The organism is Streptomyces sp. NPDC023723, assembly GCF_040639815.1.
Classification (GTDB): Bacteria; Actinomycetota; Actinomycetes; order Streptomycetales; family Streptomycetaceae; genus Streptomyces.
In genome coordinates this window covers 1-24,276 of the sequence record NZ_JBFAAP010000052.1, presented here as the reverse complement: position 1 = coordinate 24,276, position 24,276 = coordinate 1, and the positions used below count along the sequence as shown (strand labels likewise).

General features: G+C 73.5%; 20 protein-coding genes. 8 read left to right on the top strand and 12 right to left on the bottom strand.

The window, feature by feature from the left end; translation table 11 throughout:
• Positions 1-79 precede the first annotated feature (79 nt).
• The 10 genes from AB0G32_RS33235 to AB0G32_RS33190 all read right to left on the bottom strand — a co-directional run bounded on the left by AB0G32_RS33235 (position 80) and on the right by AB0G32_RS33190 (position 10,867).
• Complete coding sequence (locus AB0G32_RS33235; protein WP_361171996.1) at positions 80-1,078, bottom strand: sugar phosphate isomerase/epimerase family protein; 999 nt, start codon at positions 1,076-1,078, stop codon at positions 80-82.
• A gap of 16 nt (positions 1,079-1,094) precedes the next feature.
• The gene (locus tag AB0G32_RS33230; protein ID WP_361171993.1) at positions 1,095-2,315 is read right to left on the bottom strand and encodes a Gfo/Idh/MocA family oxidoreductase; all 1,221 of its coding nucleotides are present in this window, start codon (positions 2,313-2,315) and stop codon (positions 1,095-1,097) included.
• Between the two features lie 118 nt (positions 2,316-2,433).
• Entirely contained in the window at positions 2,434-3,528 is a 1,095-nt protein-coding gene (locus AB0G32_RS33225; protein WP_361171990.1) for a substrate-binding domain-containing protein, read from the bottom strand.
• A gap of 44 nt (positions 3,529-3,572) precedes the next feature.
• Positions 3,573-4,595, bottom strand: coding sequence for an ABC transporter permease (locus tag AB0G32_RS33220; protein ID WP_361171987.1), 1,023 nt, complete (start codon positions 4,593-4,595; stop codon positions 3,573-3,575).
• A complete protein-coding gene (locus AB0G32_RS33215) occupies positions 4,592-6,121 on the bottom strand; it encodes a sugar ABC transporter ATP-binding protein (RefSeq protein WP_361171984.1) in 1,530 nt (509 codons plus the stop codon). The genes AB0G32_RS33220 and AB0G32_RS33215 overlap by 4 nt, the downstream gene beginning before the upstream one ends.
• An 86-nt stretch (positions 6,122-6,207) precedes the next feature.
• A complete protein-coding gene (locus AB0G32_RS33210; protein WP_361171981.1) occupies positions 6,208-7,389 on the bottom strand; it encodes an ROK family protein in 1,182 nt (393 codons plus the stop codon).
• Between the two features lie 156 nt (positions 7,390-7,545).
• A complete protein-coding gene (locus AB0G32_RS33205; protein ID WP_361171978.1) occupies positions 7,546-8,223 on the bottom strand; it encodes a GntR family transcriptional regulator in 678 nt (225 codons plus the stop codon).
• Between the two features lie 95 nt (positions 8,224-8,318).
• On the bottom strand, positions 8,319-9,266 hold the full coding sequence (locus AB0G32_RS33200; protein ID WP_361171975.1) for a beta-ketoacyl-ACP synthase III: 948 nt from the start codon (positions 9,264-9,266) through the stop codon (positions 8,319-8,321).
• A 160-nt stretch (positions 9,267-9,426) separates the two neighbouring features.
• The gene (locus AB0G32_RS33195) at positions 9,427-9,561 is read right to left on the bottom strand and encodes a hypothetical protein (protein ID WP_361171972.1); all 135 of its coding nucleotides are present in this window, start codon (positions 9,559-9,561) and stop codon (positions 9,427-9,429) included.
• Positions 9,542-10,867, bottom strand: coding sequence for an OFA family MFS transporter (locus AB0G32_RS33190; protein ID WP_361171969.1), 1,326 nt, complete (start codon positions 10,865-10,867; stop codon positions 9,542-9,544). Before AB0G32_RS33190 ends, AB0G32_RS33195 begins: the two co-directional genes overlap by 20 nt.
• A gap of 196 nt (positions 10,868-11,063) precedes the next feature.
• Between AB0G32_RS33190 and AB0G32_RS33185 the strand changes: the two genes are divergently transcribed.
• The 6 genes from AB0G32_RS33185 to AB0G32_RS33160 all read left to right on the top strand — a co-directional run bounded on the left by AB0G32_RS33185 (position 11,064) and on the right by AB0G32_RS33160 (position 19,518).
• Complete coding sequence (locus AB0G32_RS33185; protein WP_361171966.1) at positions 11,064-12,035, top strand: 2-dehydropantoate 2-reductase; 972 nt, start codon at positions 11,064-11,066, stop codon at positions 12,033-12,035.
• Entirely contained in the window at positions 12,032-13,951 is a 1,920-nt protein-coding gene (locus tag AB0G32_RS33180) for a molybdopterin-dependent oxidoreductase (RefSeq protein ID WP_361171963.1), read from the top strand. Before AB0G32_RS33185 ends, AB0G32_RS33180 begins: the two co-directional genes overlap by 4 nt.
• A gap of 6 nt (positions 13,952-13,957) precedes the next feature.
• A complete protein-coding gene (locus AB0G32_RS33175; RefSeq protein ID WP_361171960.1) occupies positions 13,958-15,769 on the top strand; it encodes an NADH-ubiquinone oxidoreductase-F iron-sulfur binding region domain-containing protein in 1,812 nt (603 codons plus the stop codon).
• Positions 15,766-16,626, top strand: a complete 861-nt coding sequence (locus tag AB0G32_RS33170; protein ID WP_361171957.1) for a 2Fe-2S iron-sulfur cluster-binding protein — start codon at positions 15,766-15,768, stop codon at positions 16,624-16,626. The genes AB0G32_RS33175 and AB0G32_RS33170 overlap by 4 nt, the downstream gene beginning before the upstream one ends.
• A 7-nt stretch (positions 16,627-16,633) precedes the next feature.
• Positions 16,634-17,482, top strand: coding sequence for a formate dehydrogenase accessory sulfurtransferase FdhD (fdhD, locus tag AB0G32_RS33165; RefSeq protein ID WP_361171954.1), 849 nt, complete (start codon positions 16,634-16,636; stop codon positions 17,480-17,482).
• 206 nt (positions 17,483-17,688) lie between these two features.
• The gene (locus AB0G32_RS33160) at positions 17,689-19,518 is read left to right on the top strand and encodes an exo-alpha-sialidase (RefSeq protein WP_361171951.1); all 1,830 of its coding nucleotides are present in this window, start codon (positions 17,689-17,691) and stop codon (positions 19,516-19,518) included.
• 4 nt (positions 19,519-19,522) lie between these two features.
• Here the strand turns inward: AB0G32_RS33160 and AB0G32_RS33155 are convergent, their stop codons facing one another.
• Positions 19,523-20,548, bottom strand: coding sequence for a bile acid:sodium symporter family protein (locus tag AB0G32_RS33155; RefSeq protein WP_361171948.1), 1,026 nt, complete (start codon positions 20,546-20,548; stop codon positions 19,523-19,525).
• Between the two features lie 145 nt (positions 20,549-20,693).
• On the opposite strand from AB0G32_RS33155, the gene AB0G32_RS33150 reads away from it, so the two are divergent.
• On the top strand, positions 20,694-21,581 hold the full coding sequence (locus AB0G32_RS33150; RefSeq protein ID WP_361171945.1) for a LysR substrate-binding domain-containing protein: 888 nt from the start codon (positions 20,694-20,696) through the stop codon (positions 21,579-21,581).
• On the opposite strand, the gene AB0G32_RS33145 is transcribed toward AB0G32_RS33150, so the two are convergent.
• The gene (locus AB0G32_RS33145; protein WP_361172048.1) at positions 21,556-22,533 is read right to left on the bottom strand and encodes an AsnC family transcriptional regulator; all 978 of its coding nucleotides are present in this window, start codon (positions 22,531-22,533) and stop codon (positions 21,556-21,558) included. The two genes, AB0G32_RS33150 and AB0G32_RS33145, sit on opposite strands and share 26 nt — an antisense overlap.
• Before the next feature lie 121 nt (positions 22,534-22,654).
• Between AB0G32_RS33145 and AB0G32_RS33140 the strand changes: the two genes are divergently transcribed.
• Positions 22,655-24,130 carry an MFS transporter gene (locus AB0G32_RS33140; protein ID WP_361171942.1) on the top strand — a complete coding sequence of 492 codons (1,476 nt, stop codon included), beginning with the start codon at positions 22,655-22,657 and terminating at the stop codon, positions 24,128-24,130.
• The last annotated feature ends 146 nt before the right edge of the window (positions 24,131-24,276 follow it).

The window sequence follows — 24,276 nt, the reverse complement described above, 5'->3', positions numbered from 1 at the left end:
GCCGTCACCCCGGAACGGACATCGGGCCAGGGGGCTTGCACCGGGCGTCGCGACGCCGCGGAGAGCCGTCAGAAGCCCCCTAGTGGCCGAACGCCGCGTCGAAGGACGCGCTGGGCGGCTCGTAGTCGTACGTCTTCAGGCGGGTCAGCGCCTCGGGGGCGCCCTGGCGGCGGTCCATGCCGGCGTCCTCCCACTCGACGGAGACGGGGCCCCGGTAGTCGATGGCGCGCAGCATCCGGAAGACATCCTCCCAGGGCACGTCGCCGTGTCCGGCCGAGACGAAGTCCCAGCCGCGCCGCGGGTCGCCCCAGGGCAGGTGGGAGCCGAGCCGGCCGTTGCGGCCGTCGAGGCGCTTGCGGGCCTCCTTGCAGTCGACGTGGTAGATCCGGTCGCGGAAGTCCCACAGGAAGCCGACCGGGTCGAGGTCCTGCCACACGAAGTGCGAGGGGTCGAAGTTGAGGCCGAAGGCGGGACGGTGGTCGACGGCCGCCAGGGCGCGCTGGGTGGTCCAGTAGTCGTAGGCGATCTCGCTGGGGTGAACCTCGTGGGCGAAGCGGACGCCCTCGGCGTCGAAGACGTCCAGGATCGGGTTCCAGCGGTCGGCGAAGTCCTGGTAGCCGCGTTCGATCATGGACTCGGGGACGGGCGGGAACATGGCGACCAGGTGCCAGATGGCGGAGCCGGTGAAGCCGATGACGGTGTCGACGCCGAGCCGGCGGGCGGCCCGCGCGGTGTCCTTGAGCTCGGCGGCGGCGCGCTGCCGTACGCCCTCCGGGTCGCCGTCGCCCCAGATCCGGGCGGGCAGGATCGCCTCGTGCCGTTCGTCGATGACGGCGTCGCAGACGGCCTGGCCGACCAGGTGGTTGGAGACCGCCCAGCACTTCAGGCCGTACTTGTCGAGGAGCCGGTGGCGGCCCTCGACGTAGGCCGGGTCGGCGAGGGCCTTGTCGACCTCGAAGTGGTCGCCCCAGCAGGCGAGTTCGAGTCCGTCGTAGCCGAAGTCGCGGGCGAGCCGGCAGACCTCCTCCAGGGGCAGGTCCGCCCACTGGCCGGTGAAGAGAGTGAAGTCGCGTGGCATGTCGCTGCCGGCCTCCTCAGGGGGCGATGGGGGTGTAGACGGCGTTCTTCGCGGCGCTCTCCTCCACCGCGGCGAGCACCCGCTGCACCTGGAGTCCGTCGGCGAAGGACGGCTCGGGTGCGCGGCCCGCCGCGACGGCGTGCACCAGGTCGCGGGCCTGGTGGACGAAGGTGTGCTCGTAGCCGAGGCCGTGGCCGGGCGGCCACCAGGCGTCCAGGTAGGGGTGGCCGGGTTCGGTGACGAGGATGCGGCGGAAGCCGGCCCGCTCGTCCGGCTCCGTGCCGTCGTGGAAGGACAGCTCGTTGAGCCGCTCCAGGTCGAAGGCCAGCGACCCCTGTTCGCCGTTGAGTTCGACGCGCAGGGCGTTCTTGCGGCCGGTGGCGTACCGGGTGGCCTCGAAGGAGGCGAGGGCGCCGGAGGGGAAGCGGCCGGTGAAGACGGCGGCGTCGTCCACGGTGACCTCGCCGGTGCCTCCCGTCCCGGACCCGCCCGGAAGGGGGCGTTCCCGGACGAAGGTCTCGGTGAGGGCGGAGACCCCGGCCAGCCGTTCGCCGGTCAGGTACTGGGCGAGGTCGACGACGTGGGCGCCGAGGTCGCCGAGCGCGCCGGAGCCGGCCAGTTCCCTGCGCAGCCGCCAGGTCAGCGGCGCGGCCGGGTCGACCAGCCAGTCCTGGAGGTACGTCACCCGGGCGTGCCGCAGCCGGCCGATCCGGCCCTCGGCGACCATCCGCCGGGCCAGCGCGGTGGCGGGCACCCGGCGGTAGTTGAAGCCGACCATCGCCACCTGGCCGCGGGCGGCGGCCGCTTCGGCGGCGCGGGTCATCGCCTCCGCCTCGGCGACGGTGTTGGCCAGCGGCTTCTCGCACAGGACGTGTTTGCCGGCGGCGAGCGCGGCCAGCGCGATCTCGGCGTGGCTGTCGCCGGGGGTGCAGATGTCGACGAGGTCGACGTCGTCGCGTGCCACCAGGGCCCGCCAGTCGGTCTCGGCCGCCGCCCAGCCGTGCCGGTCGGCCGCGCCGCGGACGGCGTCGGCGTCCCGCCCGCAGATCACCGCCAGTACCGGGTTCAGCGGCAGGTCGAAGACGCGTCCGGCGGTGCGCCAGCCCTGGGAGTGGGCGGCGCCCATGAAGGCGTAGCCGACCATGCCGACCCGCAACGGCGGTCTGCTCGCCGGCGCCCCGGCCCCGGCGGGCGCTGTGCCCGGCCCGGCCCCCTCGGGCTGCTGCGGCTGTCCCATGCGGATGTCCTCCTCGTCGTGGTGGTGCGGTGGGGCACGGTCCCCGCGCCCGGCCGGACCAGGGAGTTCGGTCCCCGCCCCGGGGCTGGTCAGGTCCCCGGGGCGGCACGCCGGCCGGTCACTTGAAGCCGGTGGACATGTACTGGTCGACGTTGTTCTTGTCGACGACGGCCGAGTAGCACGTCAGCGACGAGGGGATCTCGAACTCGGCGAGGCCGCCGACGCCCTTGCCCTGGCCGAGCGCGCGAGCGAGGTCGATCGCGGAGGCGGCCATGGTCGGCGGATAGAGGACGGTCGCCTTCAGGACGCCGTTGTCCTGCTCGATGGCCTGGAACGCGGAGAGCGCGCCCGCGCCGCCGACCATCAGGAAGCCGTCCCGGCCGGCCTGCTCGATGGCCCGCAGGGCGCCCACGCCCTGGTCGTCGTCGTGGTTCCACAGCGCGTCGAACGACGACTGGGCCTGGAGCAGCTGGGCCATCTTGGCCTGCCCGGACTCGACGGTGAAGTCGGCGGCCTGGCGGGCGACCTTCCTGATGTTCGGGTAGTTCTTCAGGGCGTCGTCGAAGCCCTTGGTGCGCTGCCGGGTCAGTTCGAGGTTGTCGATGCCGGCCAGCTCGATGACCCGGGCGTTCGCCTTGCCCTTGAGCTGTTCGCCGATGTAGTGCCCGGCGTTGAGGCCCATGCCGTAGTTGTCGCCGCCGACCCAGCAGCGGTACGCCTGCGGGGTGTTGAAGATCCGGTCGAGGTTGACCACGGGTATGCCGGCCCGCATCGCCTTCAGCCCGACCTGGGTGAGCGCCTTGCCGTCGGCGGGCAGCACCACCAGGACGTCGACCTTCTTGTTGATGAGGGTCTCGATCTGGCCGATCTGCTGGGCGGTGTCGTTGGAGCCCTCGGTGACCTCCAGGGTGACGTCGGAGTACTTCTCGGCCCGCCCCTTGGCCTGGTCGTTGACGGCGTTGAGCCAGCCGTGGTCGGCGAGCGGACCGGCGTAGCCGATGGTGACCTGCTTGCCGGGCTTGTCGTCGGCGGCGGGCTGGGTGCTCGCGCCCGCCCCCTCGTCGTCGTCCGGCTCGTTGCTGGTGCACCCGGTGAGGAAGGCCCCGGCGGACACCGCGGCGGCGCCGAACAGCAGCCCCCGGCGGCTGGCGAGCGGCCCGGTGTTCCCGGCCAGCGGCCCTCTGCGGCTCGCGAATGGCGTGTGCTCTGGCATGACGGTCAACCCTTTCCTCATGGCGTGCTCGCGGTACGGCTTCGTCATGGCGTGCTCGCGGTACGGCGCTGGACCAGCACGGCGGCGACGATGATCGCTCCCTTGGCGATCTGCTGGACGTCGCTCTGCAGGTTGTTCAGGGCGAAGATGTTGGTGATCGTGGTGAAGATCAGGACGCCGAGCACGGAGCCGACGATGGTGCCGCGGCCGCCGCTGAGCAGCGTGCCGCCGATGATCGCGGCGGCGATGGCGTCGAGTTCGTAGAGGTTGCCGTTGGTGTTCTGGCCGGAGCCGGACAGCACGATCAGCAGGAAGGCGGCGATGCCGCAGCACAGGCCGGACAGCAGGTAGAGGTAGAGGCGCTGGCGGCGGACGTCGATGCCGGCCAGGCGGGCGGCCTCCGCGTTGCCGCCGACCGCGACGGTGCGGCGGCCGAAGGTGGTCCGGTTGAGCACCAGCCAGCCGATGACGGTGACGGCGGCGAAGACCAGCACCAGTGGCGGTACGCCGAGCACGTAGGCGTCGCGTTCGCCGAGGTCGAGCACGCCGGCGACGGTGACGACCTGGGTCTGTCCGTCGGTGATCTGCAGTGCCAGGCCGCGCGCGGAGGCCAGCATGGCGAGGGTGGCGATGAACGGGACCATCGCGCCGTACGCGATGAGGACGCCGTTGACGAGTCCGCAGCCGACGCCGACCACCAGCGCGGTGAACAGGATACCGAGGAATCCGTACTCCTGGGTGGCGACCGTGGTCGCCCACACCGAGGCGAGGGCGACGATCGCGCCGACCGAGAGGTCGATGCCGCCGGACATGATGACGAAGGTCATGCCGACGGTGACGACGCCGATCACGGACGCCTGGGTGAGGACGAGCTGAAGGTTGCGGGTGTCGAGGAATTCGTCGGGCTTGGTGATCCCGCCGATCAGCACCAGCACGGCGAGCACGCCGAGCAGGGAGAGGACGCGGACGTCGGCGCGGGCCGGCACGCCCCGCCAGGCGGGGGGCGGGCCGTCCGCCGGTGCCGCCTTTCCGGTGCCGTCCCGGGGCGGTGACACGTGCTGCGTCATGATGCCGGGCTCCCTTCCATGACGAGGTCGAGTACGCGGTGTTCGTCGAGTTCGCGGGCGGGTGCCTGGTGCACGACCCGGCCCTCGCGCAGCACCAGGACGCGGTCGGCGAGGCCGAGCACCTCGGGCACCTCGCTGGAGACCAGCAGGACCGCCAGGCCCTCGTCGGCGAGACGGCGCACGACCGCGTACAGCTCGGCGCGGGCGCCGACGTCGACGCCGCGGGTCGGTTCGTCCAGCAGCAGCACCCGGCAGCCGCGCAGCAGCCAGCGGGCCAGGACGGCCTTCTGCTGGTTGCCGCCGGACAGGGTGCGCACCGGGACGTCCGGGTTGTCGGGGCGCAGCGAGAGTTCCCGGACGGCGGCGCGGGCGGCGGCGCGTTCGGCGCCGCGGTCCAGCCAGCCGCCGCGCGCGAAACGGGACATCGACGACACCGACACGTTGCGGGTGACGGACTCCAGCATCAGCAGCGCCTGTGCCTTGCGTTCCTCGGGGGCGAGGCCGAGTCCGGCGCGCACGGCGGCCCGCACGCTGCCGGGCCGGAGCGGGCGTCCGTCGACCAGCACCTGTCCGGCGGACGGCCTGCGGGCGCCGTAGACGGTCTCCAGGATCTCGGAGCGGCCGGAGCCGACCAGTCCGGCCAGGCCGACGATCTCGCCGGGGCGGATCTCCAGGTCGAGGGCGGCGAACTCCCCGTCCCTGGCCAGTCCGCGCACCCTCAGCACCGGTTCGGCGGCCGGGTCCCGGTCCCGCGCAGCCGGCCGGTCCGGGAAGACCCAGGCGACGTCGCGGCCGGTCATCAGGGCGACGACCTCGCTGGTCGGGGTGGACCTGGCGGGCAGCGCGCGGGCGACGGCGCGGCCGTCCTTGAGGACGGTGACCCGGTCGCCGATGCGGCGGATCTCCTCCAGGCGGTGCGAGATGTGGACGACGGCCACGCCGGTTGCGGTGAGGTCGCCGACGATCCGGAAGAGGTTGTCGACCTCGTCGGGGTCGAGGGCGGCGGACGGCTCGTCCATCACGATCAGCCGTACGTCGTGGGAGAGCGCGCGGGCCATGGAGACGATCTGCCGCTGGGCCGCCGACAGGTCCCCGACCAGCCGGCCCGGGTCGACCTCGGGGTGGCCGAGACGTTTCAGCAGCGCGGCGGTGGCGGCGCGGGCGGCTGCCCGGCCCCGGACCACGAAGCCGGCGCTGGTCGGCTCGTGCCCGAGGTGCACGTTCTCCGCCACCGACAGGTGCTCCACCAGGTCGAGTTCCTGGTAGATGGTGGCGATGCCGAGGCGCATGGCGGCGATCGGCGAGCGGAGCGTGACGTCCGCGCCGCGCCAGCGGATGGTGCCGGTGTCCGGTTGGTGGGCGCCGGCCAGCACCTTGATGAGGGTGGACTTGCCGGCCCCGTTCTGGCCGAGCAGGCAGTGCACCTCACCGGCCTGGACGTCGAGGTCGACGCCGTCCAGGGCGCGGACGCCGGGGAAGGACTTGGTGATGCCGGACATGCTGAGCAGCGGTGGTTCTGGTGCCATGTGAGGTCCCCTCGGCGGGCGTGCGGGCCGGTGTCAGGGCAGGGCGGAGCAGCGCGCTGTACGGGAAAGGGGCCGGCGGGGCGGTGCTACGCCGGTGAGAACAGGTGGTCGCTGATGAGCCGGGCGGCGCCGATGACGCCGGCGGTGGGGCCCAGTTCGCCGAGCACGATGGGCAGGTTGCCGGTCGCCAGGGGCAGCGACTGGCGGTAGACCTGGGTGCGGATGGCGGCGAGCAGGGTGTGGCCGAGGCCGGTGACCCCGCCTCCGATCACCACCAGGCCGGGGTTGAAGAAGCTGACCAGGCCGGCGATGACCTGGCCGGTGCGGCTGCCGCCCTCGCGGATCAGGTCGAGGGCGGTGGCGTCCCCGGCGGCCGCCGCGGCGGCGACGTCGGCGGCGCTGAGGCTTCCGCCCGCCGACAGGCGGGCCGCGAGTTCGGCGGAGGTGCCCTGCTGGGCGGCCTCGGTGGCGTCGCGGGCCAGGGCCGCGCCGCTGAAGTGGGCCTCCAGGCAGCCCCGGTTGCCGCAGGCGCACGGGCGGCCCTCGGGCACCGCCTGGATGTGCCCGATGTCGCCGGCGCTGCCCGTCGTACCGCGGTAGACCTCACCGCCGACGACGATGCCGCAGCCGATGCCGGTGCCGATCTTGACGACGAGGAAGTCGTGCACGGTCCGGGCCACCCCGGCGTGCTGCTCCCCCAGCGCCATCAGGTTCACGTCGTTGTCGACCATGACCGGGCAGCCCAGTTCCTGGCTGAGCGCCTCCCGGACCGGGAAGCCGTCCCAGCCCGGCATGATCGGCGGGGCCACCGGGACGCCCTCGGGGAAGCGGACCGGTCCCGGGACGCCGATGCCGGCGCCGTCGAAGCCCTCCGCGAGGCCCGAGGCCCGCAGCTTGGCGGCCATGGACAGTACTTGCTCGAAGACCGCGACCGGTCCCTCGCGGACGTCCATGGGCTGGTTGATGTGGCCGAGGATCTCCAGTTCCGCGTTGGTGACCGCGACGTCCACCGAGGTCGCGCCGATGTCCACGCCGAGGAACCGGAGTCCGGGGTTGAGCCGGATGTTGTGCGAGCGGCGTCCGCCGCGGGAGGCGGCGAGTCCGTCGGCGACGGCCAGTCCGGTCTCCAGCAGCCGGTCCACCTCCACGGCCAGCTTCGACCGGGAGAGGTCGACCTGGTCGCCGAGCTGGGCCCGGGAGTTGGGACCGCCGTCCCGCAGCAGTTTCAGCAGCCGGGCCTGGTGGGCGTTGGCCGGTCGCGCGGTCATGCGTCGCACGTGCCCCTCCCCGCCTCAATCGGCTGCGCGCTGTCGTGCTTTCGAAGGGAACGTAGCAGCGGCTGCCGAACCTGGGAAGAAGCTGTGCGTAGATTGCCGTCGACTTCTTCCACTCGCAGGACAAAGAGTCGGGCGGGAGCGGTCCGTTCAGGACGCGCCGCGGGCGTGGTACGACCGCCGGGTGTGCTCGGTGTGCTCGCGCATGAGGTGGGTCGCGCGCTGCTCGTCGCGGTCGGTGATGGCGGCGATCAGCTCTCGGTGCTCGGTCCAGGACTGCTGGCCGCGCCGGCGGGCGATCGGCGTGTAGTACCAGCGCACCCGGCGGTCGACCTGGGCGGCGAGTTCGGCGAGGACGGCGTTGCCCGCCAGCTCCATCACTTTGGCGTGGAAGCGGGCGTTCAGGGTGACGGCGGCGTCCACGTCGTCGGCGGCGACGGCCCGCTCCCCCTCGGCGCACAGCTCCTCCAGGGCCGCCACGCCCGCGCTGGTGGCGCCCGCGGCGGCCAGCCGGGCCGCCTCGGCCTCCAGCAGCGTGCGGACGGTCAGCAGCTGGTCGGCCTCCGCCTCGGTCGGCTCGTGCACGAACGCGCCCTGGGCCGGGCGCAGATCGACCCAGCCCTCGGTGTTCAGCCGCTGGAGCGCCTCGCGCACCGGCTGCCGGGAGACGCCGAGGTGGCCGGCGAGTTCGCTCTCGACGAGGTGCTGGCCGGGACGGAGGGCGCGGGTGGTGATGAGTTCGAGCAGTGCCTCGTAGACGCGGTCGCGCAGCGGCCCGGGGCGTTCCAGCCTGGGCACCGCCCCCTGCGGCAGTCCTGTCGACAACATCGCGGCCCCCTCGGCGAAGTAAAGACGATGCAGACGGTAAAGAAAGTATCAATTGTCTTTCGTCTACAGTCTACGGCGCCCCGGACCGCGGGGGTTCAGGGGCAGCGCACGACCTGCCCCGCGTACGACAGGTTGCCGCCGAAGCCGAACAGCAGCACCGGGTCCCCGGTGCTGATCTCGCCGCGTTCCACCAGCTTGGCCAGGGCGAGCGGGATGCTGGCCGCCGAGGTGTTGCCGGACTCGGTGACGTCCCGGGCGACGACGGCGTTGACGGCGCCGATGCGCAGCGCGAGGGGTTCGATGATGCGCAGGTTGGCCTGGTGCAGCACGACGGCGGCCAGCTCCGCGGGGTCCACACCGGCCCGTTCGCACACGCCCCGGGCGACGGCGGGCAGCTTGGTGGTGGCCCACCGGTAGACGCTCTGGCCCTCCTGGGCGAAGCGCGGCGGGGTGCCCTCGATCCGCACGGCGTGGCCGAGTTCGGGCACCGAGCCCCACAGCACGGGGCCGATGCCGGGTGCCTCGCCCGCGGCGCAGGGTTCGACCACGGCGGCGCCCGCGCCGTCGCCGACCAGCACGCAGGTGGTCCGGTCGGTCCAGTCGGTGACCTCGGACATCTTGTCGGCGCCTATCACCAGGGCCCGGCGCGCGGCGCCCGCCCGGACCGCGTGGTCGGCGGTGGCCAGGGCGTGCGTGAACCCGGCGCAGACCACGTTGACGTCCATCGTGGCGGGGCTGCCCATGCCGAGCCGGGCGGCGACCCGGGCGGCCATGTTCGGGGAGCGGTCGATGGCGGTGGAGGTGGCGACCAGCACCAGGTCGACATCGGCGGGGGTGGCCCCGGCCGCGGCGAGCGCCTTGGCGGCGGCGTGCCCGGCGAGCTCGTCGACGGGTTCGTCGGGTCCGGCGATCCGGCGGGTGCGGATGCCGACCCGGCTGGTGATCCACTCGTCGCTGGTGTCGACCAGGCCCGCCAGGTCCTCGTTGGTGAGGATTCTGGCGGGCTGGTGGTGGCCGACCCCGGTGATGCGCGAACCGTGCATGGTGGATTCCCCTCGGTGCCTGCGGTTGCGGGATCCACCAGTCTGATCAGTGACTCACGGGTACGACGGCAGGTGATGCGACAGGAAACGGAGGCACCGCTTGTCGGCTTCCGTCACCCGCGCACCCCGCGTCACCTCGCCCTTGCACCGTCCCTCTTCCTCACCCGGTGAACAACTGGGTGGCCTTGCGGACCAGCTCGTACAGCCCGTAGCCGAGCGGCGCTCCCACCCACAGCCAGGCGAAGGCGATCAGCGGGCGCCGACCGGTCCGGCTCTCACTGCTGTCGGGCGACATCGGCGGCCTCCTCGATTTCCCCGGCGGTGACGTGGTGGCGGGCGTGGACGGGACGGACCAGTTCGTTGGCGACGAAGCCGACGACGAGCAGTCCGATCATGATGACGAACGACAGCCCGTACAGGGACGAGCCGTGCCGCCCGGCCTCCTCCTGCCGGTCGGCGATCCAGTTGACGATCAGCGGCCCGAGCACGCCGGCCGTGGACCAGGCGGTGAGCAGCCGGCCGTGGATCGCGCCGACCTGGTAGGTGCCGAAGAGGTCCTTCAGATAGGCGGGGACCGTGGCGAAGCCGCCGCCGTAGAAGGACAGGATCACCAGGGCGGCCAGTACGAACAGCGGCTTGGAGGAGTCGCCGAACAGAGCGATGAGCGCGTACATCACCGCGCCGACACCGAGGTACACCCGGTAGATGTTCTTGCGTCCGATCAGGTCGGAGGTGGACGACCAGCCGATCCGGCCGGCCATGTTCGCGGCCGACAGCAGGGCCACGAACCCGGCGGCGGCGGTCGCGGAGACCGGCGCGGAGGTGTCCGCGAAGAAGTCCGTGATCATCGGCGCGGCCTTCTCCAGGATGCCGATGCCCGCGGTGACGTTCATGCAGAGCACCAGCCACAGGCACCAGAACTGCGGGGTGCGCACCGCCGAGCGGGCCGAGACCTGGACCCCGGTCAGCGCGGCGGGCTTCCCGTCGGCCGCCTCCGGGGCCCGCGGCACCCGCACCAGCAGGACGCCGAGCAGCATGAAGACGGCGTAGGACAGTCCGTGCACCAGGAAGGCGAGGGCGATGCCGGAGCTGTCGGCGCCGAAGGACTCCAGCATCTGCGCGGACCAGGGCGAGGCGATCAGCGCGCCGCCGCCGAAGCCCATGATGGCGATGCCGGTGGCCATGCCGGGCCGGTCCGGGAACCACTTGATCAGCGTGGAGACCGGCGAGATGTAGCCGATGCCGAGGCCGATGCCGCCGACGAAGCCGTAGCCGAAGACGATCAGCCAGTACTGCTCGGTGGCCGCGCCCAGCGCGGAGAGCAGGAAGCCGGACGAGAAGCAGATCAGCGCCACCGTCATCGCCCAGCGCGGCCCGCGCTTCTCGACCAGGGTGCCGCCGAACGCGGCGGACAGGCCGAGCATGACGATGCCGAGCTGGAAGGGCAGCGCGCTCTGGGTGCCGCTGAGGCCGAGCGCGGATTCCAGGGGCGGCTTGAACACGGACCAGGCGTACGCCTGCCCGATGGAGAGGTGGACCGAGAGGGCGGCCGGGGGAACGAGCCAGCGGCTCCAGCCGGGCGGTGCGACAGGGGGACTCATGAGTCCCCAACCGTAGGGAGCCGGGCGACGGTTGAGAAGACAGTTGATCAAACAACCACCCAGCGCCACCGGCTGTGCACAATCCCTTGCCGCCCTCACCTCCATACTGTAGACAATATTTCGTCGACGAAATCGCGACAGTTCCTCGGTTCCCCGGTTCCTCGGTACGACCCTCGACCGAACGGAGCTATCCCCCATGAAAGTCGCAGTCCTCGGCGCCGGTGCGATCGGCGCCTATGTGGGCGCCGCGCTCCACCGCGCCGGCGCCGACGTGCGTCTCATCGCCCGTGGACCGCACCTGGCGGCCATGAGGCGGCACGGAGTACGGGTGCGCAGCCCGCGCGGCGACTTCACCGCGCGCCCGCGCGCCACCGACGACCCGGCCGAAGTGGGCCCGGTCGATTACGTCTTCCTGGGGCTGAAGGCCACCTCGTACGCGGCGTGCGGGCCGCTGATCGAGCCGCTGCTGCACGGCTCCACGGCGGTGGTGGCCGCCCAGAACGGCATCCCCTGGTGGTACTTCCACCGGCACGGCGGCCCCTACGACGGCCGCCGCCTGCACAGTGTGGACCCGGACGGCGCGGTCAGTGCGGTGCTCGCGCCGGAGCGGGCCGTCGGGTGTGTCGTCTACGCCGCCACCGAACTCGAAGAGCCGGGCGTGGTCCGGCACCTGGAAGGCACCCGGTTCTCGATCGGCGAGCCGGACCGGAGCGTGTCCGCCCGCTGTCTGGCGCTCAGCGCGGCGATGCGCGCGGGCGGCCTGAAGTGCCCGGTCGAACCGGACCTGCGGGGCGACATCTGGCTCAAGCTGCTCGGGAACATCTCCTTCAACCCGATCAGCGCGCTGGCCCGCGCCACCATGCGGCAGATGTGCGCGCACGGCGGCACCCGGCAGGTGATCGAGACGATGATGGCCGAGACGCTGGCGGTCGCCGAGGCGCTCGGCTGCCGGGTCGGCGTCTCCATCGAACGCCGCCTGGCGGGCGCCGAGAAGGTCGGCGACCACCGCACCTCCACGCTCCAGGACCTGGAGCGCGGCAAGCCGCTCGAACTCGACGTGCTGCTCGCGGCCGTCGTCGAACTGGCGGAGATCACCGGCGTCCCGGTGCCCACCCTGCGCACCGTGCACGCCATCTCGGACCCGCTCGCACTGAGGAGCGCCGCATGAGGAAACGGCAGCCGGCCGGCTACACCAGGCTCACCCACCCGTTGGTGCGCGACTCCCGGACCGAGCCCTTCCGCCGGGCCACCTGGGACGAGGCCCTGGACCGGGTGGCCCGGGGCCTGGCCCGCCACCGGGGCGCGTTCGGCATGTTCTCCTGCGCCCGCGCGACCAACGAGATGAACTACGTGGCGCAGAAGTTCGCCCGGGTGGTGATGGGCACCAACAACGTCGACTCCTGCAACCGCACCTGCCACGCCCCGTCCGTGGCCGGCCTGTCCGCCGCCTTCGGCTCCGGCGGCGGCACCTCCTCCTACGAGGAGATCGAGCACACCGACGTCATCGTCATGTGGGGCTCCAACGCCCGCTTCGCGCACCCGATCTTCTTCCAGCACGTACTGAAGGGCATCCGGGGCGGCGCCCGGATGTACGCGGTCGATCCGCGCCGCACCTCCACCGCCGAGTGGGCGGAGAGCTGGCTCGGCCTGAACGTCGGCACCGACATCCCGATGGCGCACGCGATCGGCCGCGAGATCATCCACGCCGGTCTGGTCAACGAGGCGTTCGTCGCGCGCGCGACCACCGGCTATGCCGAGTACCGGGCGCTGGTCGAGCCGTGGACGCTCTCCCTCGCCGAGAAGGTGACCGGCGTCCCCGCCGCCGCGATCCGCGACCTCGCGCACGCCTACGCCCGAGCCGAACGCGCCCAGCTGTGCTGGACCCTCGGCATCACCGAGCACCACAACGGCACCGACAACGTCCGCGCGCTGATCAACCTCTCCCTGCTCACCGGGCACGTGGGCCGGTACGGCGCCGGACTGCAACCCCTGCGCGGCCAGAACAACGTGCAGGGCGGCGGCGACATGGGCGCCATCCCCAACCGCCTGCCCGGCTTCCAGGACATCCTGGACCCGGACACCCGGCTGAAGTTCGAGTCCGCCTGGGACACCGTGATCCAGCCGCACTACGGCCTCACCCTGACCGAGATGTTCGAGGCGATGGAGGACGGCTCGCTGAAGGCCGTGTACTGCGTCGGCGAGAACCCGGCCCAGTCGGAGGCCGACAGCGAACAGGCGGTACGCCGGCTGGCGGCGCTGGACTTCCTGGTCGTGCAGGACATCTTCCTGACCAGGACCGCCTCGCTCGCGGACGTCGTGCTGCCCGCCACCGCCGGCTGGGCGGAGACCGAGGGCACCACCACCAACAGCGAGCGGCGGGTGCAGCGGGTGCGCCGGGCGGTCACCCCGCCGGGCGAGGCCCGCGAGGACATCGACATCTTCTGCGACCTCGCCGCCCGCCTCGGTCACGACTGGAAGTACGCCGACGCCGAGGCGGTCTGGAACGAGCTGCGCGCCCTGTCGCCGGACCACCACGGGATGACGTACCACCGGCTCACCGAGCACCGGGGCATCCAGTGGCCCTGCCCGAGCACCGACCGCCTGGAACCGACCTATCTGCACGGCCGGCTGTGGGACCCCGACCCGGCGCGCCGGGGCCGCCCGGCGCCCTTCGGGATCGTCCAGCACGATCCGCCGGTCGACCTCACCGACGAGCGCTACCCGCTGCGCCTGACCACGGGGCGCCGGCTCGACTCGTACAACACCGGGGTGCAGAGCGGCGGTTACGCCTCCCCGCTGCGGCGCGGCGAGTCGGTGGAGCTGTCCCCGGAGGACGCCGAGCGGTACGGGGTGGTGGTCGGGGAGACGGTACAGGTGACCTCGCGGCGCGGGTCGGTGCGGGCGCCGGTGTGGGTCGACCCGGCGCTGCGGCCCGGCCTCGCGTTCATGACCTTCCACTTTCCCGACGAGGTGGACACCAACCAGCTGACGATCGAGGCCAACTGCCCGATCGCGGGGACGGCGGAGTTCAAGGCGTCGGCGATCCGGATCGAGAAGCTGCCCGTCGCGACCATCGTGAGGTGATGCCAAGTGGACCTGCGCTTCGGTGACAGCAAGCCGACGGACGACGAACGGGCGGCCGTCGACGCCCTGCTCGGCCCCCCGGAGTCCTCCTGGGAGGGCGCCGACCGCAGCGACGCCGATCTGCGCTGGGCCCGGGGCGGACGGGAGGCCCGGGACCGCCGCGACCTGCTGCTGCCGGTGCTGCACGCGGTCAACGACCGGGTCGGCTGGATCAGCGACGGCGCCCTGGACTACCTGTGCCGGCGGCTGACCGTGCCACCGGCCGAGGCGTACGGCGTCGCCACCTTCTACGCGATGTTCTCCGTCCGCCCCCGCCCCGCCACCGTGCTGCACGTCTGCACCGACCTGGCCTGCGCGACAGCCGGCGCGGAGGCACTGTGCGCCGAGGTCACGGCGGAGCCGGGCGTCACCGTCCAGCGCAGCCCCTGCCTCGGCCTGTGCGAACGCGCCCCGGCCGCGCTCGCGTTCGGGGCGGGGGACCGGGTGCGTACGGCGGTGGCGGCGCCCGCGAGGGCCCGCGCGGCCGTGCTCGCCGCCACCGCCCCCGACTCCGCGCCCGAGGAACCCCCGGCCGCGGCGGCCGTCCCGCAGGCGGGCGACCCGGAGCTGGTCCTGCTGCGCCGGGTCGGCGTGGTGGATCCCGCCTCCCTCGACGACTACCGGGCGCACGGCGGCTACACCGCCCTGCGCCGCGCCTTCGCACTCGGCCCGGCCGGCGTGATCCGCGAGGTCACCGACTCCGGACTGGTCGGCCGCGGTGGCGCCGCCTTCCCCACCGGCCGCAAGTGGCAGGCCACGGCCGGCCAGCCGGACCACCCGCACTACCTCGTCTGCAACGCCGACGAATCCGAGCCGGGCACCTTCAAGGACCGGGTGCTGATGGAGGGCGACCCGTACGCGCTGATCGAGGCGATGACCATCGCCGGATACGCCACCGGGGCCCATCGGGGCTACCTGTACCTGCGCGGCGAGTACCCGAGGGCGCTGGCCCGCCTGGACCACGCGATCACCCGGGCCCGGGCCCGCGGCCTGCTCGGCGACGACGTGCTCGGGCAGGGCTACGCCTTCGACATCGAGATCCGGCGCGGCGCGGGCGCCTACATCTGCGGTGAGGAGACCGCCCTGTTCAACTCCATCGAGGGCTACCGGGGCGAGCCCCGCGCCAAGCCGCCGTTCCCGGTGCAGCAGGGCCTGTTCGGCCGGCCGACCGCCGAGAACAACGTCGAGACCCTGGTCAACGTACTGCCGGTGCTGACGATGGGCGCCGAGGCGTACGCGGCGATCGGCACCGGCCGCTCCACCGGCCCGAAGCTGTTCTGCGTGTCGGGCGCCGTGGCCCGGCCCGGCGTCTACGAGCTGCCGTTCGGCGCCACGCTGGGCGAGCTGCTGGGCCTCGCCGGAGTCCGGGACGGGCTGCGCGCGGTGCTGCTCGGCGGCGCGGCCGGCGGCTTCGTACGGCCCGACGAACTGGACATCCCGCTCACCTTCGAGGGCACCCGGGAGGCGGGCACCACCCTCGGGTCGGGGGTGGTGATGGCCTTCGACGACACGGTTCCGCTGCCCCGGCTGCTGCTGCGCATCGCGGAGTTCTTCCGCGACGAGTCCTGCGGCCAGTGCGTGCCGTGCCGGGTGGGCACGGTGCGGCAGGAGGAGGCACTGCACCGGATCGCCGAGCGCACCGGGGCGAGCGCCGCCGACGACATCGCGCTGCTGCGCGAGGTCGGCCGGGCGATGCGGGACGCCTCGATCTGCGGTCTGGGCCAGACCGCGTGGAACGCCGTGGAATCCGCCATCGACCGGCTGGGGGCCTACGCATGACCGCGATACCGCTCGGTGTGCCGCGCCGGCTGGTGGAGTTCACCCTGGACGGGCAGCCGGCCCGCGTCCCCGAGGGGTCGACGATCCTCGACGCCTGCCGGGCCGCGGGCAAGGACGTGCCGACCCTGTGCGAGGGCGACACCCTCACCCCGAAGAACGCCTGCCGGGTGTGCGTGGTGGAGGTCGAGGGCGCCCGCACCCTCGTCCCCGCCTGCTCCCGCCGCGCCGAGCCCGGCATGGAGGTGCGCACCGGCACCGAGCGCGCCCGGCACAGCCGCAAGGTGGTCCTCGAACTCCTCGCCTCCTCGGTCGACTTGTCGACCACCCCGCGGGCCGCCGAGTGGATCGAGGAGTACCGGGCGAAGCCCGACCGGTTCGGCCCGGACGCGGCCCGGGTCGAGGAGGAACCCCGGATCGACAACGACCTGTACGTCCGCGACTACGGCAAGTGCATCCTCTGCTACAAGTGCGTGGACGCCTGCGGGGAGCAGTGGCAGAACAGTTTCGCGATCTCGGTTTCCGGGCGCGGTTTCGACGCCCGGATCTCGGTCGAGCAGGACGCCCCGCTGACCGACTCGGCGTGCGTCTACTGCGGCAACTGCGTCGAGGTCTGCCCCACCGGGGCGCTGTCGTTCAAGTCGGAGTACGACATGCGGGCGGCGGGCACCTGGAACGAGTCGGCGCAGACCGAGACGACCACGGTGTGCGCGTACTGCGGAGTGGGATGCAACCTCACTCTGCACGTGCAGGACAATGAGATCGTGAAGGTCACCTCGCCGCACGACAGCCCGGTGACCCACGGCAATCTCTGCATCAAGGGCCGTTTCGGCTACCAGCACGTACAGAACCGGGGCTGATCAGGACATGGGACGAGTCACGGAACGACGCAAGGTGATCCGCATCCGGGACGGGGCGGTCTCCACCCGGCCGGACACGCTCGTCGCCGAGGAGCCCCTGGAGATCCGGCTCAACGGCAAACCCCTGGCCATCACCATGCGCACCCCCGGCGACGACTTCGCGCTCGCCGCCGGGTTCCTGGTCAGCGAAGGGGTGCTGGCCGACCGGAGCGACCTGCGGAACATCGTGTACTGCGCGGGTGCCACGGCCGACGGCTCGAACACGTACAACGTGGTGGACGTGCAGACCGCGCCCGGTGTCCGGATGCCCGACATCACCCTCGAACGCAACGTCTACACCACCTCCTCCTGCGGCCTGTGCGGCAAGGCCAGCCTGGACGCGGTGCGCACCACCGCCCGCTGGCCGATCGCCGACACCCCGCCGGTCCGGATCGACGCGGAGCTGCTCGCCGCGCTGCCGGACCGGCTGCGCGCCGCCCAGCGGGTCTTCGACCGCACCGGCGGGCTGCACGCGGCGGCCCTGTTCACCGAGGACGGCGAACTGGCCGACATCCGGGAGGACGTGGGCCGGCACAACGCGGTCGACAAGCTGGTCGGCCGGGCGCTGCAGAGCGGCGGCCTGCCGCTGTCCCGGTCCGTGCTGCTGGTCTCCGGGCGGGCCTCCTTCGAGCTGGCGCAGAAGGCCGTCATGGCCGGCATCCCGGTGCTGGCGGCGGTGTCGGCGCCGTCCTCGCTCGCCGTGGACCTGGCCGCCGAGAGCGGTCTGACCCTGGTGGGCTTCCTGCGGGGCACCTCGATGAACGTGTACGCGGGCGCGGACCGGATCGCCCTGCGGACCGCGGCCGTCCAGGGCTGAGCGGGCCGCCCCGCGGCACGGCGGCGGACCCCCGGCCCCCGGCGGGGAGCGCCCCCTGCGCCGGGCCGGGGCGATGCCGTGCCGCGAACTCCCGGCGGCGGCGACACGCGGGGGAAGTCCGTACGACATATCCGTCATGTGATGACTTGATCTACTGATGCCCTGATGACCGGCTACCGCCCAGCCGTCCGAAGGGTCACCGCTCCATGCCGTCCGCGCTCGCCGCCGCCCTGCTCGCCCTCTCCGTCGCCGTCCCCGCCGCCGCACCCGCCGCCCAGGCCCCCGAATTCACCCAGCAGGTCCTCTTCCGCGCCGACCAGGAGAGCGGATACGCCTGCTTCCGCATCCCGGCGATCGTACGGACCGCGGACGGCACGCTGCTCGCCTTCGCGGAGGGCCGGGTCCGCAACTGCGGGGACGCGGCCGACATCGACATCGTGCTCAAGCGCTCCACCGACGGCGGCCATACCTGGGGTCCGCTGCGGGTGGTCAACGACGGCGGCGGCGACACGCACGGCAATCCGGCGCCGGTCGTGGACCGCACCACCGGCCGGGTGCTGCTGGTGGAGACGTACAACACCGGCCGGGCGGACGACGCGGGCTGCGCGATCCCCTGCGACCGCGTGCCGCACCTGCAGTACAGCGACGACGACGGGCTGACCTGGTCGGCGCCGCGCGACCTGACCGCCGAGATCCGCCCGGCCGGCTGGAACTCCTGGTACGCCACCGGTCCCGTGCACGGCGTGCAGCTGAGCACCGGGGCGCACGCCGGGCGGCTGGTGCTCGGGGTCAACGCCGAGAGCTGGGGCGACGGCCGGGTCGCGGCGAACCACGCGGCCCTCGTGGTCAGCGACGACGGCGGCGCGCACTGGCGGGTCGGCGCCACCGACACCTGGCCGGTGGCCGACGACGGCACCTTCCGGCAGAAGCCGTCCGAGGTGACCCTGGCCGAACTCGCCGACGGCACGCTGCTGGTCAGCGGCCGCGAGCAGGACGGCACCGACCTCGGCCACCGCGCGCAGACCGTCAGCCGCGACGGCGGCGGCAGCTTCGCCGCGCCCTTCGAGGCGCTCCCGGACCTGTACACCCCGCAGGTGCAGGGCGCGCTGCTGCGGATCGGCGACCGGGTGCTGCTGTCCGCCCCGGCCGACCCGGACCGCCGCCGCACGATGGTGATCCGGTCCTCCTACGACTCCGGCGCCACCTGGGACAGCGTGGACCGGGCCAGTGTCGTCACCCGGGACTGGTCCGGCTACTCCGACCTGACGGCGCTCGACGAGACGACGGTGGGGCTGCTGTACGAGGCGGGCACGGCGGACGCCCGCGACGAGATCCGGTTCGTCCGGTTCGGCACCGACTGGCTCCAGCCCCGGCGGGGCGCCGACCCCACCACCCCCGACCTGTCGCCGGGCGCCCGGCCCGCCGCCGTGCTGGGCGGGGCGGCGCCGACGGACGGCGCGGTCGGCGGGGCGCTCGCCTTCGACGGCGTGGACGACGAGGTGCGGCTGCCGTACCGGGACCGGCTGCCGCTCGGGGCCGGCGACTTCACCGCGTCGCTCCGGTTCCGGTACACGGTCGGCAGCGGGGAGCAGCCGCTGCTGTGGATGGGCGGCATCGGCACCAAGCAGCCGCAGGTGTGGCTGCGGGCCGAGCCCGGGCAGGACCGGGTGACCGGGCTGATGACCGCGCGGCAGGGCGCGGCGGCGCCCCGGTCGGCCTATGTGCGGGCGGCCGGTGCGCACCACGACGGCCGCTGGCACCGGCTGGTGCTGCGCCGGGGCGGTGGGCGGCTCGCGCTGTTCCTCGACGGGGTGCGGACCGAGGCGGCGGACGTGCCGGGCTCGGTCAGCCGCGACTCGGCGTTCGGTGTGCACGTGGGCGCCCGGATGGACGGGCGGGCGCACTTCACCGGGGCGCTGGACGACGTACGGGTGTGGGGGCGGGCGCTGACCGACGGCGAGGTGGCGGCCGCCGAGCCGCCGTCCGGGGACAGTGTGCTGACGCTGCCGCTGGACCGGGTGGACGCCGGGGGCTGATTGCTCAGCGGGAGCCGGCGCCGGTCGGTATCGGCTCGGCCGGGGCGGTGCCGCCCGGGGGCAGCGGGTCGTGCGCGCGGCGTTTGGCGATGACCGCGCAGACCATGAGCTGCATCTGGTGGAAGAGCATCAGCGGCAGCACGGCCAGCGAGGCGTGCGCGCCGAACAGCACGCTGGCCATGGGCAGTCCGGCGGCCAGGGACTTCTTCGAGCCGGCGAACTGGATGGCGATCCGGTCCGCCCGGCCGAACCGCAGCGCCTTGGCTCCGTACCAGGTCAGCAGCAGCATCACGGCGAGCAGCACGGCCTCCACGGCCAGCAGCCCGGCCAGCCGCACCGGGCTGACCTGGTGCCACACGCCCCGCACCATGCCCTCGCTGAACGCCGTGTAGACGACCAGCAGGATCGACCCCCGGTCGACCAGCCCGAGCACCTTCTTGTGCCGGGCGACGAAACCGCCGATCCAGCGCCGCAGCAGCTGCCCGGCGACGAACGGCACCAGCAGCTGGAGCACGATCTTCACCAGCGAGTCGGCGGAGAACCCGCCGCCGGTGCCGCCCAGCAGGCCCGCCGCCAGCAGCGGTGTCACGACGATGCCGACCAGCGAAGAGAAGGAGCCCGCGCAGATCGCGGCGGGCACGTTGCCGCGGGCGATGGAGGTGAAGGCGATCGACGACTGGATGGTGGACGGGACCAGGGTGCAGAACAGCAGGCCCTGGTAGAGCGGGTCGGTCAGGAGGACCGGGACGAGTCCGCGCGCGGCCAGCCCGAGCAGCGGGAAGACGACGAAGGTGCAGGCCAGCACGGTGACGTGGAGCCGCCAGTGCTTGACCCCGTCCATCGCCTCCCGGGTGGAGAGCCGGGCGCCGTAGAGGAAGAAGAGAAACGCGATCGCGGCCGTGGCGGCGCCGTTCGCCACGTCGGCCGAGGTGCCGCGGGCCGGCAGCAGCGCCGCGAGGCCCACCGTCGCGAGCAACAGCAGGATGTACGGGTCGATCGGCATCCAGCGCGGCGGGCGTAGGCGTTTCACGGTGCTCCACTTGCTCGTGTCGCTGCTTCTTCGGTCATCGGGCACGGGGACACGGGTCCCCGCTCCATCCTGCTCCCTCACCCGGCGATCGGGAATCCGGTACACCGCACTGACTGCCATCGCGTTCCGCGATAAGCTGGGGGCCATGTACGACCCGTCCCAGCTGCGCACCTTCCTCTCGGTGGCGCAGACGCTGAGCTTCACCCAGGCCGCGCGGCGGCTCGGGCTGCGCCAGTCGACGGTGAGCCAGCACGTGCGGCGGCTGGAGGACGCGACCGGGCGGCCGCTGTTCACCCGGGACACGCACTCGGTGGAGCTGACCGAGGACGGCGAGGCGATGCTCGGCTTCGCCCGCCGCATCCTGGAGGTGCACGAGCAGGCGACGGCGTTCTTCACCGGCACCCGGCTGCGCGGCCGGCTGCGGTTCGGCGCGTCGGAGGACTTCGTGCTGACCCGGCTGCCGGAGATCCTGGAGAGCTTCCGGCACGACCACCCCGAGGTCGACCTGGAGCTGACCGTCGAGCTGTCCGGCACGCTGCACGAGCGGCTGGCCGCCGGGAAGCTGGACCTGGTGCTGGCCAAGCGGCGGCCGCAGGACCGGCGGGGCGAGCTGGTCTGGCACGACCGGCTGGTGTGGATCGGCGCCGAGCGGCTGCGCCTGGACCCCGGCCGCCCGGTGCCGCTGATCGTCTATCCGCCGCCCGGCATCACCCGCGCCCTGGCCCTGGAAGCGCTCCAGCGCCAGGGCCGCGAATGGCGGGTGGCCTGCACCAGCGGCAGCCTCAACGGTCTGATCGCGGCGGCCCGCGCGGGCCTCGGCGTGATGGCGCACTCCCGGGGCCTGGTCCCGCCCGGCCTGGTACGGGTCCCGGACCGGGCCGGCCTGCCGGAACTGGGCCGGGTCGACTTCGTCCTGATCACCGGCGAGCGCCGCACCCTCGCCCAGGACGCGGCGGACGCCCTGGCGGCGGCGATCCTGGCCGGCGGCGACCGGCTGCACACGGCGGTCAGGACAGCGGCCGCGGATAGATGAGCTGCTTGATCCGGCGCAGGAACGGGGACGCCTCCACGTGCCGGACGCCCCTCAGATGGCCGAGCGGGCCGCTCAGGTAGGCGTAGAGGTCGGCGGTGCTGCGGGCCACGGCGGTGGCGACCAGGTTGGAGGGGCCGGCGGTGGCCGCCGCGTGGGCGATCTCGGGGTGCCCGGCGAGGGTCTCGCCGACCCGGTGCAGGGCGGCCGGGCCGGCGGTGATCCACAGGACGGCGACGACCGGGAAGCCGAGCAGCGCGGAGTCGTACTCGACGTCGACGTAGAGCGCGCCGGAGCCGAACAGCGCGGCCAGTCGGCGTTTGACGGCCGACTCGGAGCGGCCGGTGGCGCGCTGGAGCTCCGGGTAGCCGGCCCGGCCGTCCCGTTCGAGGACGGCGATCAGCGGCTCGTCCTCGGGGGTGATCCGGGCCGGGCCGGCGGCCGGGTCGACGGCCGGCGCCGCCAGCGCCGCCGTCTCCTCGGCGGTCAGCACGTCGAACTTGCGCAGCCAGCCGGTGGGGCCGCCGTGGAAGCGGTGCAGCATCTGGTGGGCCCGGATCTCCAGGACGCGCGGGGTGCGCGGCAGCTTGCCCAGCAGCAGGTCGTCGCGGTCGCCGAGGCTGCGCGGGCGGGTGCCGCAGATGACCTCGGTGCCGCCCGAGGCGAGCCCGATCCAGTTGGTGTCGGGCCGTTTGGCGAGCGCCTCGGCGATGGCGGCGGCCGCGTCGGGGACGCAGCGCAGCCGCAGCGTCCACTGGTCGTGGCCGAGCACCTGCGCGTCCCGGACCGCGACCACCCGCAGCCCGCCCTCGGCGCACAGCCGCCGGTAGCGGCGGGCGACGGTCTGGTCGGAGACGCCGAGCACCGCGCCGAGCCGGCTGAAGGAGGCCCGGCCGTGCACCTCCAGCGCGTTCAGCAGCCGCAGGTCGAGCTGGTCGAAGGTGTCGGATTCCATCTCCACGGCGGCCACTTTCCTCGGGTTTCGTCGCTCGTCGGCCGATGGCTGGTGCCATCGGCCGGGCACGGCTCATCGTACGGAGGACCGCAAGGGTTTCGACGAACGGGAAGAGGACGAGATGCGCGCATGGGGACCGCTGACGGCGGTCTGCCTGGGCACGTTCATGCTGCTGCTGGACGTGACGATCGCGGTGGTGGCGCTGCCGGACATGGCGCACGGGCTGGACGCCTCGCTGAGCGATCTGCAATGGGTGATGGACGGGTACGCGCTGGCGCTGGCGGCGCTGCTGCTCGGCGCGGGCGCCGCGGCCGACGTGCTGGGGCGGCGGCGCGTCCATGTCGCCGGGGTGGTGCTGTTCGCGGCGGCGTCGCTGCTGTGCGGGGTGGCGACCGGGCCGGCGATGCTGGTCGCGGCGCGGGCGGTGCAGGGAGTGGGCGCGGCGGCGATGTTCGCCACCACGCTGCCGCTGCTGGGCTCGGTCTACCAGGGCCGGCAGCGGTCCGTGGCGCTCGGCGTGTGGGGCGCGGTGAGCGGCGCGGCGGCGGCCGTCGGGCCGGTACTGGGCGGCCTGCTCACCGCCGGACCCGGCTGGCGGTGGATCTTCTACGTCAACCTGCCGGTGAGCGTGGCCGCGGTGTGGCTGACGCTGCGGGTGGTGCGGGAGTCGCGCGGGGCCCGCGGGCGCCGGGTGGACCTGCCGGGCACGGTGGCCTTCGCGGCGTTCGCCGGGGCGGTGACGTACGGGGCGGTACGGGCCGGGTCGCACGGGTGGACCGAGAGCGGCACGCTGGCCGCCTTCGGCTGCGCGGTGCTGTTCCTGGCCGCCTTCGTCATGGTGGAGCGGCGGTCCGCCGATCCGCTGCTGGACGTACGGCTGTTCGCGCGGCCCGCGTTCTCGGCGGTGATGCTGGGGGCGCTCGCCTTCAACGCGGCGGCGTTCGGGGTGATGGCGTACACCTCGATCTGGCTCCAGACGCTGCTGGGGATGAGCCCGGTGCGCGGCGGTCTGGTGTTCCTGTGGCTGTCGCTGGCCTCGTTCACGGTGGCCGCGGCGGGCGGCCGGCTGCTGCACGGGGTGCCGGCCCGGTTCACCATCGGCGGCGGGCTGCTGCTGATCGCGGCGGGACAGTACTGCACGGCGTTCCTGGACGCCGGGTCGACGGCGTCCGCGCTGATACCGGGGCTGCTGCTGGTCGGGGCCGGCACCGGGCTGGTGTCGCCGGGCATCGCGGGCGCGGCGCTGGCGGCGGTGCCGGCCGAGCGGGCCGGGATGGCGGGCGGCGCGGTGAACACCTTCCGGCAGCTCGGGTACGCGCTCGGCATCGCGGTCTTCGGCACGGTGCTGGCCGCGCGGATGACGGACACCCTGCCGCACGACGCGGCGCACGCGCTGGCGGGCGGCGGCGCGGGCGCCCTGCGCGGCGCGTTCCCCGAGCGGGCGCTGCACGCCGCGTTCGCCTCCGGCCTGAACGCGGCGGCGGTGGTGGCGGGATCGGTGGCGGCGGTGGCGGGAGTCCTGGTGCTGGCGCTGGCCGGTTCCCGTCCGGGGGCGACGCGGTCTCCTGAGCGGGAACGGGTGCCTGCCGGGCGGTGAGGTTCGGGGGTGGTTCGGTGCGTATTCCTACTGCGGGTGCGTCGTGGTCGCGGGCGGCGGTGCCCCCGCCCCGCGAGGGGGGCGGGGGCCGGGGCCCACCCCCCCCCCCCCCCCCCGGCGGGGCCCCCCCCCCCCCCCCCCCACCC